Here is a 12,758-nt window from a genome sequence, read left to right as displayed (position 1 = left end):
CACACAGCGGGCCTTCTGTCATGTCCGGCCCCGTCTCACGCCTCCCGCAACGCCTTCGCGAGCGTGCCGTCGCCGGTCACCTCGACACGTCCGGCACGCACCGCGTCGGGAAGACTCAACTCCCCCTGCGCGACGGCCGTACAGGTCTCGACGCCGAGCACGAGCCGGGCGTCGGGCTCCCGGGGCGCGGGCCCCTCGCCGTAGACGAGCCCGCCCTCCTCCATCCCCGCGTACACGTGGAACTCCCCTTCCTCCAGCCGGACTTCGACCAGCCCCTCCCCCTCCAGCGCCCGCAGCAACGGCAACGCGAACCAGTGCGCACGCACGGCATCCGTCGGCCGCCGCTCCCCCAACTCGGGCGCACCCCACGCCCCGAGGGCTTGCAGCACGGGCAGCAACTCCCGCCCCCGCCCGGTGAGTTCGTAGACGTAGGCGGCACCGGGCGGAGGCAGCCGCCGTCGCGTCGTCAGCCCGTCCCGTTCCATGTCCTTCAGCCGTGAGGCGAGTACGTCCGTGCTGACACCCGGCAGATCGGCGTGCAGGTCCGTGTAGCGGCGCGGTCCTGCGAGGAGTTCGCGGACGATCAGCAGGGTCCAGCGGTCGCCGACGAGGTCGAGCGCGCGGGCCGCGGAACAGTACTGGTCGTAGCTTCGGCGAGGTGACATGCGACGCAGTCTAGACATGTTGTTGGACTTTCCAAGCTCACACTTGGTAAAACCAAGCAACACACGAAGCCGATGGGGCGAGGGCGCAATGGAGTTCCGGCAGTCGAGCAAGCTCAGCGAGGTCTGTTACGAGATCCGCGGTCCGGTGATCGAGCACGCCAACGCACTGGAGGAGGCGGGCCACAGCGTCCTGCGGCTGAACACCGGCAACCCCGCGCTCTTCGGCTTCGAGGCGCCCGAGGAGATCATCCAGGACATGATCCGGATGCTCCCCCAGGCCCACGGCTACACGGACTCGCGGGGCATCCTCTCGGCCCGCCGAGCGGTCGCCCAGCGCTACCAGACCCTGGGCCTCGAAGTCGACGTGGACGACGTGTTCTTGGGCAACGGCGTCTCCGAGCTGGTCTCCATGGCCGTACAGGCACTGCTGGAGGACGGCGACGAAATCCTCATCCCCGCACCGGACTTCCCGCTCTGGACGGCGGTGACAACGCTCTCCGGCGGCAAGGCGGTCCACTACCTCTGCGACGAACAGGCCGACTGGTACCCGGACCTGGACGACATGGCGGCGAAGATCACCGACCGCACCAAGGCCGTCGTCATCATCAACCCGAACAACCCCACCGGCGCCGTCTACCCCAAGGAGATCGTCGAGGGCATCCTCGACCTCGCCCGCCGCCACGGCCTGATGGTCTTCGCCGACGAGATCTACGACCAGATCCTCTACGACGACGCCGTGCACCACTCGGCCGCCGCGCTCGCCCCCGACCTGGTCGTCCTCACCTTCTGCGGCCTGTCGAAGACGTACCGGGTGGCCGGCTTCCGCTCGGGCTGGCTGGTGGTCACGGGCCCGAAGCAGCACGCCAAGAACTACCTGGAGGGCCTGACGATGCTGGCCTCCATGCGGCTGTGCCCCAACGCGCCCGCGCAGTACGCCATCCAGGCCGCGCTCGGCGGCCGCCAGTCCATCCGCGACCTGACCGTCCCGGGCGGCCGACTGCACGAACAGCGCAACGTGGTGTGGGAAAAGCTGAACGAGATCCCTGGGGTCTCGTGCGTGAAGCCGAAGGGCGCCCTGTACGCGTTCCCCCGGCTCGACCCCAAGGTGCACAAGATCCACGACGACGAGAAGTTCGTCCTGGACCTGCTGCTCCGCGAGAAGATCCAGGTCGTCCAGGGCACCGGCTTCAACTGGCCCACCCCCGACCACTTCCGCATCCTCACGCTGCCGTACGCGGACGACCTGGAGGCGGCTATCGGCCGGATCGGGCGGTTCTTGGGCGGGTATCGGCAGTAGCCGCCCATCGGACAGCTAGGGGCGCTGCGCCCTGGGTAACTCCCCCGCATGACCGACCGCCCCCTGCTGCTCCTCGACGTCGACGGTCCCCTCAACCCGTACGGCGCCCGGTTCCTGCGCCACCGCGGCTATGTCACCCACCGGCTGTGGCCGACGAACTGGTCGGCCCGGCAGCGGCCGGGTTCCCGGCGACTGCGGCGCGGGCTGCGGGTGCGCCTGCACCCGGGGCACGGCGCGCGCATACTGGCGCTGCCGTACGAACCCGCCTGGGCCACCACCTGGATGCACCAGGCGAACGAGCTGATCGCGCCGGCGGTCGGGCTCCCCGGCGACCTGCCGGTGATCGAGTTCACCCACCTGTTCGCCAAGGCCCCGGACGGCCTCTACTGGAAGACCCGCCAGATCGTGGCCTGGGCGGCCGGGCGCCCCTTCGTCTGGGTCGACGACCTGATCACCGACCTGGACGTACGGCACGTAGAGGCCCATCACGAGGGACCGGCCCTCCTCCTCAAGGTGGACCCGCGCAGGGGCCTACGGGAGGGCGATTTCGCGACGCTGGAGCAGTGGGCCCATAGCCTGTGACGTATGGGCGATCTTTTCCTCGTACGGCACGGAGAGACCGAATGGTCCCGGTCGGGGCGGCACACCAGCTCGACCGATGTCCCGCTCACCGCGAAGGGGCGGGAGGAGGCGCACGGCCTGGTGCCGCTGATCCGATCGCACCGGGTCGGCGCCGCGTTCGTCAGCCCCATGCAGCGCGCGCGGGAGACCGCCGAGCTGATCGGGCTGACGGACGCCCGCGTCGACGTGGATCTGCGGGAGTGGGACTACGGCGGCTACGAGGGCATCACCACCGTCGAGATCCAGCGCACCCGGCCGGGCTGGTTCCTGTTCACCGACGGGGTCGCGCCCGGACCCCCTGACCATCCCGGGGAGAGCCCGGAACAGGTGGGCCAACGTGCCGACCGTGCCCTGGCCAAGGTGGACGCGGCGCTCGCCAACACCGAGGGCGTGGTCGTCCTGGTGGCCCACGGCCATTTCCTCCGGGTGCTCACCGCGCGGTGGCTCGGGCTGCCGCCGTCGAAGGGCGCGTTGTTCCAGCTCGCGACCGGGACGCTGTGCCGGCTGAGCACGGAGCACGGGCGGCCGGTCATCGCCGCCTGGAATGTCAGACCCCCGTCGTAATCTTCGAATGGGACATCTTCAAACGGGACGCGGGGGCGTCCGAAGGCAGACCGCCGGACGGGAAGGAGCACGCCGTGACACGACCGCCGACCGCCGCGCAACGGCGTGTCATCGACGCCGCCGATCCCGTCACCGGGCGGCTGCGGGGTACGGAGTCGCAGCTCGCCGCGCTGGTGAAGCGGGGGCTGGCGTTCCGGCATCCGCGTCCGCCGCACGACCACTTTCTGACGCCGGCGGGGCATCGAATACGGGAGTCAGATCCGGAGGTCACTGAGCCTGCCGCCGCCGCTGCCGAAGCCAGGGCGACCTCCGACTCCACCACGACCACCGGGGTGTTCGCCGCCCGGATCGGCGGCGAGGAGACGACGGCCGACACCGGTCCGGCCCGGACGCGTGAGGTGCACAGCGCCTGGCAGGGGCTGCTGGAGCTGCGCCGGATGACCAATCCGGACGGTTCCGTGGAGCGGCCGTGCGGCTGGGAGCGGACGCATCTCGTGCAGGCCGCCGCGCTCGCCCTGGAGGCGGCCGGGCACCGGCCCGCCGGGCGGGACGCGGAGGGCTACCGGGTGCGGGTGACCCCGCAGCCCGAGGCCGTCGCCGTGCGCGACCCGGACGGCGAGGCGCTGCGCGCCTGTGCGGGGACGCTGGAGCGGGCGGGCTGGCAGGTGAGCGAGCACAAGGAGCCGCGAACGGGGGCGAGTTATCTTCTTGCCTCGCCGCGACGGACGTGAACGGACCTGACCGGACCTGATGGGCATGCCAAGATCGGTCGGTCAGATCGTCCGTCAGTGCGAGAAGGGAACGCAGTGAGCGAGCCGTTTTCCGTCCCGGTGACCGTCCGCGGATACGAGACCGACAGCCTGGGGCACCTCAATCAGAGCGTGTATCTGCAGTACGCGGAGCATGCCCGCTGGGCACTGTTGCAGGCCGCGGGCGTGGGCCAGGCCGAGTTGCTCGCCCAGGGGGTCGCGCCGGTCGTCCTGGAGACGACCATCCGCTATCTCCGCGAGCTGCGCGCGGGCGAGGACGTCGCGGTGACGTGCGCCTTCGAGTGGGGCGAGGGCAAGACGTTCCGGGTCCTCCAGACGATAGCCAAGGCGGACGGCACGGTCTCCGCCGAGGCCGCGTCGGTCGGCGGGCTGCTGGACCTCAAGGAGCGCCGGCTGGTCGCTCAACCGCAGGAGTTCTTCAGGAAGTTGACCACCGAGCCGGGTCTGTTCGGCCTCTGAGCCCCGGGCGGGACGGCCTACGCGTCGGTCAACTCCGGCCGGTGCTCCGTGTCGTAGGCCGCGCGGGCGTCGGCGATGTAGTGCCGGTTCCGCTCCGCCCAGTCCGTCAGCCGGAGCAGGGTCTCGTGCAACTCCCGCGCCACCGGGGTGAGTTCGTACTCGACCTTCGGCGGCACCGTCGCGTGCACGGTGCGGGTGACGAGTCCGTCGCGCTCCAGGTTGCGCAGGGTGAGGGTCAGCATGCGGCGGCTGATGCCCTCGATGCTGCGCTCCAACTCGGTGAAGCGGATGGGTCCGTGGGCCGCCGCGACCAGGATCTGCACGCTCCATTTGCCCGAGACCCTGTCAAGAACTTCACGCACCGGACAGGCGTGCGCGTTCACGACCTGGGCGGTAACACCGGTGTTCCCTTGGGACATCCAAGTGCCTCCTTACGACGCCCTCCATGGTTCCGCACGATGGACCCCGTTACAAGTCGTGCACCTATGGTTCCTATGGATATTCACGGAGGTCAGGCCGCCATGACGGCACTCACCGGGTCCGAGTCGAAGACATCACGGACGCGTCCGTCGCCCCGAACGTACTCCCGCTGGGCGTCCCTCGTCGTCCTGTGCGCGGGGACGTTGATGACGATCCTCGACGGCAATATCGTCACCGTCGCCATGCCGGCGATCCAGAACGACCTCGGTTTTACGGGGCCGGGGCTGGCCTGGGTCGTGAACGCCTACATGATCCCGTTCGGCGGACTGCTCCTCCTCGTCGGCCGGTTGGGCGATCTGGTGGGCCGCAAGCGGATGTTCACGGCGGGGCTCGCCGTGTTCACCGCGGCGTCCGTGCTGTGCGGGGTCGCGACGAGCCAGGGCATGCTGATCGCGGCCCGGGCCGTGCAGGGCGTCGGCGGGGCGATGGCCTCGGCGGTCGTCCTCGGGATGCTGGTCGCCCTCTTCCCCGAACCGCGTGAACAGGCCCGCGCCATCGCGGTGTTCAGCGCGGTCGGTGCCGGTGGGGGTGCGCTCGGCACGTTCCTCGGCGGGGCGCTGACCCAGGCTCTGAACTGGCACTGGATCTTCCTGATCAACCTGCCGATCGGGATCGTGGCGTGGTTCGCGGCCGTCCGCGTCCTCGCCCCGGAACAGGGCGCCGGTCTCGGCAAGGGCGCCGACTATCCGGGAGCCGCGCTGGTCACCGGCGCGCTGATGCTCACGGTGTACGTCATCATCGGCACCGGCGACCGCCCCCTCACCAGCACGCTCCTGCTGGCCGCCCTCGCCCTGGCCCTCTTCGCGGCGTTCACCGTCCGCCAGGCGCGGGCCGCGCGCCCACTGCTCCGCCTCCGCCTGTTCCGCTCCCGGATGCTGACGGGGGCGAACGCCGTGCAGATCCTGATGATCGGCACGATGTTCGGCTTCCAGTTCATCGGTGCGTTGTACGTCCAACGGGTGCTGGGCTTCGGCGAGTTGCTCACCGGTACGGCGTTCCTGCCGGCGCCGATCGCGGTCGGGGTCCTGATGCTGGGCCTGTCGGCACGGACCATCGGCCGCTTCGGCCCGTACCGGGTCCTGCTCGCCGGGCTGGTCCTCATCATCGCCGGGATGGCCCTGCTGAGCCGCGCCCCCGCCGACGGCTCCTACGTCACGGACGTCCTGCCTCCGCTGCTCCTGCTGGCCGCCGGATTCGCCGCCGCGATGCCCGCGCTGACCGGGCTCGCGATGTCGGGGGCACGGGAGGAGGACGCGGGCCTGGCCTCCGGGCTCTTCAACACCACGCAGGTGGTGGGTGGTTCGCTGGGGCTGGCGGTGCTGTCGACACTGGCGGCGGGACGGACCGACGGACTGCTCGCCCGGGGTGCGGAGTTTATTCCGGCGACTGCGGAGGGGTATCAACTGGCGTTTCGGACCGGGGCGTTGATCGCTGCAGCGGCGCTGGTGCTGGCTGCGGCGGTGCTGCGATCGGGGAGGGAGCGGGGGCGGGAGCAGGGCTGACAGCCCTGCGGGTGGGGCTGGTAGCAGGAACGGAGCCGGCAGCCCCGCCGACGGGATCGGGAGCCGGGCTGGCAGCCTCACGGCCGGGAGCAGGAGCGGAGCCGGCATCCGCACCGGCGGGACCGGGAGCCAGGCTGGCAGCCCCACGGCCGCTTGGGCCCGCGCCCGCACCCCGCGCCACCGCTCACGCCAGCACGCCGCACGCTCCGTCCGACTCCCAGCGCCACCCGGATCGGTCGCACGCCTCCGCCCCGCGCCCGCGCCGGCACACCGCACACCCGGCTCGACCCCTACTCGGATCGGTCGCACGCCCCCGCCCCGCGCCCGCGCCACCGCTCACGCCGGCACACCGCACACCCGGCCCGACCCTCACGCCGGCACACCGCACCCCCGGCCCGAGCCTCAGGCCCGCACGCCGTAAGCCCCCCACCCAGATCAGCCCGCACGCCCCCACCCCTCACCCCCGCCCGGATCACCCTTCCCCGAACACCGCCCGGTGGTCCTGGACCCACTCCCGATAAGTCCGTGCCGACCGCCCCAACACCTCCCGTACATCCCCCGTGACGACCTCGTTGCCGCCGTCCCGGACGAACTCCCTGCTGATCTCCGATGCATCGATGAACGTGTCGCTGAACCCCAACCCCAGCAGATACTCGCGTGCCTCGGCCGAAGACAGGTCACGTACTTCGACCGGGCGCCCGAGGATCTCGGCGAGGGCGGCGGCCTGGTCCGGGACGCTGAGTACCTCGGGGCCGGTCAGCGTGTATGTCCGTCCCGAGTGGCCCGGGTCGAGCAGGGCCGCCACCGCCACCTCCGACACATCACGCGGATCGACGACCCCTTGGCCGCCGTCGCCGCTCGTGTTCGGAATCGGGTTTCCCGAACGTACGGATGCCGCCCAGCCCAGCGTGTTGGAGGCGAAGGCCGAGGGGCGCAGGATCGTCCACTCCAACTCGCTGTCCCGCACGGCCTGTTCACCGGGTACGTGCCAGGTGCCGACCGGTCCGACGGCGGGGTCGCCGGCGCCGATGCCGGAGAGCTTGACGATCCGGCGTACGCCCGCCGCCCGTGCCGCCTCGACGAGACCCCGGTCGTGCTCTGCGTCGTCCGGTCCGAACACCCCGACCAGGAACGCGACTTCGGCGCCGGTCATCGCCGCCTCCACCGAGGCCCGGTCGGCGTGGTGGCCCCGCGCTGTCCCAACTCCCTCCGGAACCTGCGCCTTTGCGGGGTCCCGAGTCAGGGCGCGCACCTTCTCACCGCGCGCCGCGAGTTGTCGTACGACTTCACTGCCGATGGTGCCCGTAGCACCCGTCACGAGGATCATGGTCACCACAGTGGGCGGGGAAGCGGCCCGGGTTCTAGGAGATTCCGGCACGTTCGGGGGCGGGGTTCGGCGCGGTGGCGCGCTTACCGTGGAGGGGTGACGAAAGCCCTGTCCGAGCGGGTCGTGGACCTGCCCGACGAACTGCGCCCCTGGATCACGCGTGTCGGCGCGCTGCGGCTCGACGCCGTGCGGAAGGAGCCGTTCGTCCATCTCCCGGACGCGGACACGAAGGTGGTCGTGCGGGTCGAGGGCGACGGACGGCGGAGTGTTCTCGTCGTCGGGCCGCGCGTCCGGGCCACGTACCACGCGGGCAAGCCCCTCGTGTCGTGCGTGGAGGTACGGCTGGCGCCGGGCACCACGCTGCCCCTGCTGGGCGTCCCGGCCGTCGACCTCGTCGGCCGGGCGGTGTTCCTGGGCGACCTGCCGGGCGAGAAACCGCGTCAACTCGCCGCCGAACTGGTCCGGTTGGACCCCGACCCCGAGTCGACCACGGCCCACCTCGCGGCGGTGATCCCCGCCCGGCTCACCGCCGTGGCGGACGCTTCCCGCACGGAACTCGTCCGCGCCGGCGTGGCCGCGATGTCGATCCGCACCGGCCGCCTTCCCGGTCCGGTGCCCACCGTGGCCCGCGAACTCGCCGTCAGCGAGCGGCAGTTGCGGAACCTGTTCGCCGAGGGCGTCGGCCTCTCCCCCAAGCACTACGCCCGCATCAACCGCGTCCGCGCCGTACTGGCCCACGCGGCCGAACTCTCCTGGGCCCAACTCGCCACCGTCACCGGCTACTACGACCAGTCCCACATGACCTCCGACTTCCGCGCCCTGATGGGCGTGCCGCCCCGGTCGTACTTCACGGGACGACTGCCGGACGCCATGCCGTGCCAGATGGTCCGGCGGGGCTGAGGCGGAATGTTGGGTGCGGAGGCCCGCGTGCGGCGTGCGGCGTGCGGGGTGTCCGACTTTCCATCGTGACCGGCTCCGGCGCGAGGAGGCCGAGCCGTTCGTCAACCTCACGGCGTGGCACGGGAATTCACAGCGACCTGCTAACACCACCCCACAACTCTCCCAAGTTCACGCGCGATTCTCGGCTGCCTTTCACCGTTGCCGTGTACCGCGCCCGCCTTGGAGACCCACGTGCCGATCTTCCGAAGAAAAGCCGCCCGCCGCACCCTGCTCGCAGCCCTCGGTACGGCGGCGATCGCGAGCCAGTGGCCGTCCGCCGACGCGGCGACGACCGGTGCGGCGGGGCTCGACGCCCCGGCGAAGAAGGACATCGCGATGCGGCTGGTGTCGAGCGCGGAGAACTCCTCCCTGGACTGGGAGGCGCAGTACGCGTACATCGAGGACATCGGCGACGGGCGCGGTTACACCGGCGGGATCATCGGGTTCTGCTCCGGTACGAGCGACATGCTCGCGCTCGTCGAGCTGTACACGAAGCGGGCCCCGGGCAATGTGCTTGCCGGGTACCTGCCCGCGCTGCGCGCCGTCAACGGCACTGCATCACACAAGGGGTTGGCCCCCGGCTTCCCCTCCGCCTGGCGGAAGGCCGCGCACACGTCCGCCGCGTTCCGGCAGGCGCAGCGCGACGAGCGGGACCGCGGTTACTTCGATCCGGCCGTGGCGCGCGCCAAGAAGGACGGGGTCGGCACGCTCGGGCAGTTCGTCTACTACGACGCGATGGTCATGCACGGCCCGGGCACGGACCCGCTCTGCTTCGGCGGTATCCGCGCCCGGGCCCGCAGACACGCGGCCACTCCCACCGACGGCGGCAACGAGACGACGTATCTCAACGCCTTCCTCGACGCCCGCGTCTGGGCGATGAAGCAGGAGGAGGCGCACAGCGACGTGACCCGGGTCGAGACGGCACAGCGGGTGTTCCTGAAGAAGGGCAACCTCGACCTGGATCCGCCGCTCAAGTGGCAGGTGTACGGGGACAGTTACGAGATCGGCTGACGGGCGAGGGGTACGGCCGCCCCGGTCGTACCCCCGGCCTGTGTGCGGGCGTGGCCGAGGTGGTTGAAGACCAGGTTCAGCGCCACCGCGGCCACGCAGCCCGTGGAGATGCCCGAGTCGAGGACGATCCGTACGGTCTGCGGGAACGCGTGGTAGAAGTCCGGCGCCGTGATCGGGATGATCCCGACGGCCAGCGAGACCGCCACGATCAGGATGTTCTCGTCCCGCTCCAGACCCGCCTTGACCAGGGTCTGGATGCCGCTCGCGGCGACCGAGCCGAACAGGACGACGCCCGCTCCGCCCAGGACCGGGCGCGGTACGACGGCGATGAGCGACGCGGCCATCGGGCACAGGCCCATCAGCACCAGGAAGCCGCCGCCGGTGGCGACGACGTACCGGCTGCGGATGCGGGTCATGGCGACCAGGCCGATGTTCTGGGCGAAGGCGCTGCACATGAAGCCGTTGAAGAGGGGGCTGAGCGCCGAACCGAGGGTGTCGGCGCGGAGGCCGGCGGCGATGGTCCGTTCGTCGGCGGGGCGGTCGACGATCTCGCCCAACGCCAGCATGTCCGCGGTGGATTCGGTCATCGAGACCACCATGACCACGCACATCGAGATGATCGCGGCGAGCTGGAACTGCGGTGCGCCGAAGTGGAACGGGCTCGGGAAACCGATCACGTCGGCGTCCGCGACGGGGCTGAAGTCCGTTGCCCCGAACGGGATCGCGAGGAGCGTGCCGATCAACAGGCCCAGCAGGACGGCTATTTGCTTGACGAAGCCGCGGGTGAAGCGCCGGAGGACCAGGACGATGACGAGCGTCGCCGCCGCCAGGCCGAGGTACGTCCGCGAACCGTAGTCGTGTGCCGAGGGGTCCGGTCCCTGCGCCCAGCCGAAGGCAACGGGCAGCAGGGACACGCCTATCAGCGTGATGACGGTGCCCGTGACGACCGGCGGGAAGAAGCGCACCGCCTTGCTGAAGAAGGGCGCGGCGAGGAAGCCGAGGAGGCCGGCGACGATCACCGCGCCGAAGATGACCGGCAGCGCGTCGGACTTGTCCTTGGTGGAGGCGACGATCGCGGTCATCGGGGCGACTCCGGCGAAGGTGACGCCGTTGACGAAGGGCAGCCGAGCGCCGATCTTCCAGATGCCGAGCGTCTGGAGGAAGGTCGCGAGGCCCGCGGTGAAGAGGCAGGCGCCGGTGAGGAAGGTGAGTTGGGTGCCGGAGAGGCCGACGGCCGCGCCGACGATCAGCGGCGGGGCGACGACTCCCGCGTACATGGCGGCCACGTGCTGCAGGCCCGTGGTGGCCATCTTGAGGGCGGGGAGTTTCTCGTCGACGGGATGGACGACGGGCTCGGCTACGGCTCGGGCCTCGGGTCGGGTGGTCACGGCGGCTCCTCCGGGCGGGTAACACGTCGGCTCTGACGTGGGTTTCAGGAGGTGGTGCGCGGTCGTGCGGGACCGGGACGGAACCCAACGAAGGGGCGTAGTAGGGCCGTTCCGGGGCGCACATGTCCATGCACGCCCCGGCCACGGCCACCGGACGAGGGCCGTCCCCCTCGACCGGAGATCTTCAACTGGGCGACCCGGTACGGCGATTCACGCCGGCCGTGGTCGTCGCCGTCGGCTCAGCTCTGCGCGGCGACGCGCGCCAGGCGCCGGGCCTCGTCCCGCGTGGAGCGGGCGATCGCGTCCTCGTCGACGTGCAACAGGCGGCCGGACTCGACGATCTGACGGCCGTTCACGAACGAGGCGGTGACGGGCGCCGCGGCACCGAAGACCAGCGCGGTCACCGGGTCGGCGATCGAGGCGTGGGCCAGCGTGTCCAGGTTCCACAGCACGAGGTCGGCGAGCTTGCCCGGCTCCAGGGAGCCGATCTCCCTTGCGCGGCCCAGGACTTGGGCGCCGCCGTAGGTACCGAGGCGCAGCGCCTGGCGGGCGTTGAGGGCGGCCTCGCGGTGGGCACCGAGGCGGTTGATGAGGAGGGCGTTGCGCAGTTCGGTGTGGAGTTCGCCGGACTCGTTGGACGCGGTGCCGTCGACGCCGAGCCCGACCGGGACGCCGGCGGCGAGCATGTCGGGGACGCGCGCGATCCCGGCCGCGAGGCGGGCGTTGGAGGAAGGACAGTGGGCGACACCGGTCTTCGTGCGGGCGAACGCGGCGATGTCGGAGTCGTTCATGTGGACGCAGTGCGCCATCCACACGTCCTCGCCGAGCCAGCCGGTGGACTCGAAGTAGTCGGTCGGGCCCATGCCGAACAGTTCCTTGCAGAACTGCTCCTCCTCGACCGTCTCCGAGCCGTGCGTGTGCAGCCGCACCCCGAGCCGGCGCGCCAACTCGGCGCCCTGCTTGAGCAGTTCGGTCGAGACGGAGAACGGTGAGCAGGGAGCCACGGCCACCTGGGTCATCGCGTCGAAGGAGGCGTCGTGGTGCTCCCGTACGGTCGCCTCGGTCGCGGCGAGGGCGCCCTCCAGGGTCTCGACGGCGAAGTCCGGGGGCAGCCCGCCGTCCTTCTCGCTGCGGTCCATGGAGCCCCGGGCCAGCGTGAAGCGGACGCCCATCTCGCGGGCGGCGCCGATGATCGCGCCGGAGAGGTCGCCGGAGCCCTGCGGAAAGACGTAGTGGTGGTCCATCGCGGTGGTCACACCGCCGCGCGCCATCATCGCGAGGGAACCCTGCGCGGCGGCGCGGACCATCTGCTCGTCGATGCGCGCCCAGGTCGGGTACAGCGCGACGAGCCAGTTGAAGAGGTTGTGGTCGGTGGCCAGGCCCCGGGTGATCCACTGGTAGAAGTGGTGGTGGGTGTTGACCAGGCCGGGGGTCACCAGATGGCCCGACGCGTCGATACGGCGTACGACGTTCTCCAGGCCCTCGGGGGCGCGGCCCGCGCCGAGGGACTCGATCCGGTTGCCGGCGACGACGATGTAGCCATTGGCGTACTCGGTGTCGTGGGCGTCCACCGTCGCGATCGAACAGTTCTCGATGACGATGCGCTGAACTGCTGCCATGGTTCGTCCTATTCGCTGTATGGAATGGGCACGGCAGGACCCGGGGATTTGAGTACCGCGGCCCGCTCGGGACGGGCGGGCCACGGGTGCCGCAGGTGAACCGGCCCAACGGGCGC

13 protein-coding genes are annotated in these 12,758 nt (G+C 71.0%); 8 read left to right on the top strand and 5 right to left on the bottom strand.

Annotated features, from left to right (window positions below):
• Positions 1-35: 35 nt before the first annotated feature.
• Positions 36-665 (bottom strand): winged helix-turn-helix transcriptional regulator, encoded by a 630-nt coding sequence (locus ACIBK4_RS27350; protein ID WP_398998532.1) that lies wholly within the window; start codon positions 663-665, stop codon positions 36-38.
• An 88-nt stretch (positions 666-753) separates the two neighbouring features.
• Between ACIBK4_RS27350 and ACIBK4_RS27345 the strand changes: the two genes are divergently transcribed.
• The 5 genes from ACIBK4_RS27345 (at position 754) to ACIBK4_RS27325 (ending at position 4,376) form a co-directional block, all read left to right on the top strand.
• Positions 754-1,962, top strand: coding sequence for a pyridoxal phosphate-dependent aminotransferase (locus ACIBK4_RS27345; protein WP_317887857.1), 1,209 nt, complete (start codon positions 754-756; stop codon positions 1,960-1,962).
• A 48-nt stretch (positions 1,963-2,010) separates the two neighbouring features.
• Complete coding sequence (locus tag ACIBK4_RS27340) at positions 2,011-2,544, top strand: HAD domain-containing protein (RefSeq protein ID WP_398998529.1); 534 nt, start codon at positions 2,011-2,013, stop codon at positions 2,542-2,544.
• Positions 2,545-2,547: 3 nt separating this feature from the next.
• Positions 2,548-3,147, top strand: coding sequence for a histidine phosphatase family protein (locus tag ACIBK4_RS27335; protein WP_398998527.1), 600 nt, complete (start codon positions 2,548-2,550; stop codon positions 3,145-3,147).
• Positions 3,148-3,221: 74 nt separating this feature from the next.
• Positions 3,222-3,878, top strand: a complete 657-nt coding sequence (locus ACIBK4_RS27330) for a hypothetical protein (protein WP_398998525.1) — start codon at positions 3,222-3,224, stop codon at positions 3,876-3,878.
• A 75-nt stretch (positions 3,879-3,953) separates the two neighbouring features.
• Positions 3,954-4,376 (top strand): acyl-CoA thioesterase, encoded by a 423-nt coding sequence (locus ACIBK4_RS27325; RefSeq protein ID WP_398998523.1) that lies wholly within the window; start codon positions 3,954-3,956, stop codon positions 4,374-4,376.
• Positions 4,377-4,393: 17 nt separating this feature from the next.
• On the opposite strand, the gene ACIBK4_RS27320 is transcribed toward ACIBK4_RS27325, so the two are convergent.
• The gene (locus tag ACIBK4_RS27320; RefSeq protein WP_398998521.1) at positions 4,394-4,795 is read right to left on the bottom strand and encodes a winged helix-turn-helix transcriptional regulator; all 402 of its coding nucleotides are present in this window, start codon (positions 4,793-4,795) and stop codon (positions 4,394-4,396) included.
• 102 nt (positions 4,796-4,897) lie between these two features.
• On the opposite strand from ACIBK4_RS27320, the gene ACIBK4_RS27315 reads away from it, so the two are divergent.
• Positions 4,898-6,358, top strand: coding sequence for an MFS transporter (locus tag ACIBK4_RS27315; RefSeq protein WP_398998519.1), 1,461 nt, complete (start codon positions 4,898-4,900; stop codon positions 6,356-6,358).
• Positions 6,359-6,830: 472 nt separating this feature from the next.
• Here the strand turns inward: ACIBK4_RS27315 and ACIBK4_RS27310 are convergent, their stop codons facing one another.
• Positions 6,831-7,685: an SDR family oxidoreductase gene (locus tag ACIBK4_RS27310; RefSeq protein WP_398998517.1), complete on the bottom strand. Its 855-nt coding sequence runs from the start codon at positions 7,683-7,685 to the stop codon at positions 6,831-6,833.
• Positions 7,686-7,781: 96 nt separating this feature from the next.
• Between ACIBK4_RS27310 and ACIBK4_RS27305 the strand changes: the two genes are divergently transcribed.
• Both ACIBK4_RS27305 and ACIBK4_RS27300 read left to right on the top strand, forming a co-directional pair.
• Positions 7,782-8,585: a helix-turn-helix domain-containing protein gene (locus ACIBK4_RS27305; protein ID WP_398998515.1), complete on the top strand. Its 804-nt coding sequence runs from the start codon at positions 7,782-7,784 to the stop codon at positions 8,583-8,585.
• Between the two features lie 231 nt (positions 8,586-8,816).
• Positions 8,817-9,635, top strand: a complete 819-nt coding sequence (locus ACIBK4_RS27300) for a chitosanase (RefSeq protein WP_398998513.1) — start codon at positions 8,817-8,819, stop codon at positions 9,633-9,635.
• Here ACIBK4_RS27300 and ACIBK4_RS27295 read toward each other — a convergent pair.
• Both ACIBK4_RS27295 and ACIBK4_RS27290 read right to left on the bottom strand, forming a co-directional pair.
• Positions 9,620-10,945 carry a nucleobase:cation symporter-2 family protein gene (locus ACIBK4_RS27295; RefSeq protein ID WP_398999206.1) on the bottom strand — a complete coding sequence of 442 codons (1,326 nt, stop codon included), beginning with the start codon at positions 10,943-10,945 and terminating at the stop codon, positions 9,620-9,622. The two genes, ACIBK4_RS27300 and ACIBK4_RS27295, sit on opposite strands and share 16 nt — an antisense overlap.
• A 317-nt stretch (positions 10,946-11,262) precedes the next feature.
• Positions 11,263-12,642 carry an 8-oxoguanine deaminase gene (locus ACIBK4_RS27290; RefSeq protein ID WP_398998511.1) on the bottom strand — a complete coding sequence of 460 codons (1,380 nt, stop codon included), beginning with the start codon at positions 12,640-12,642 and terminating at the stop codon, positions 11,263-11,265.
• Positions 12,643-12,758: the final 116 nt, after the last annotated feature.

This window comes from Streptomyces sp. NPDC050528 (assembly GCF_044457795.1).
Lineage (GTDB): Bacteria > Actinomycetota > Actinomycetes > Streptomycetales > Streptomycetaceae > Streptomyces.
This window is presented reverse-complemented; position numbering and strand designations above follow the sequence as displayed.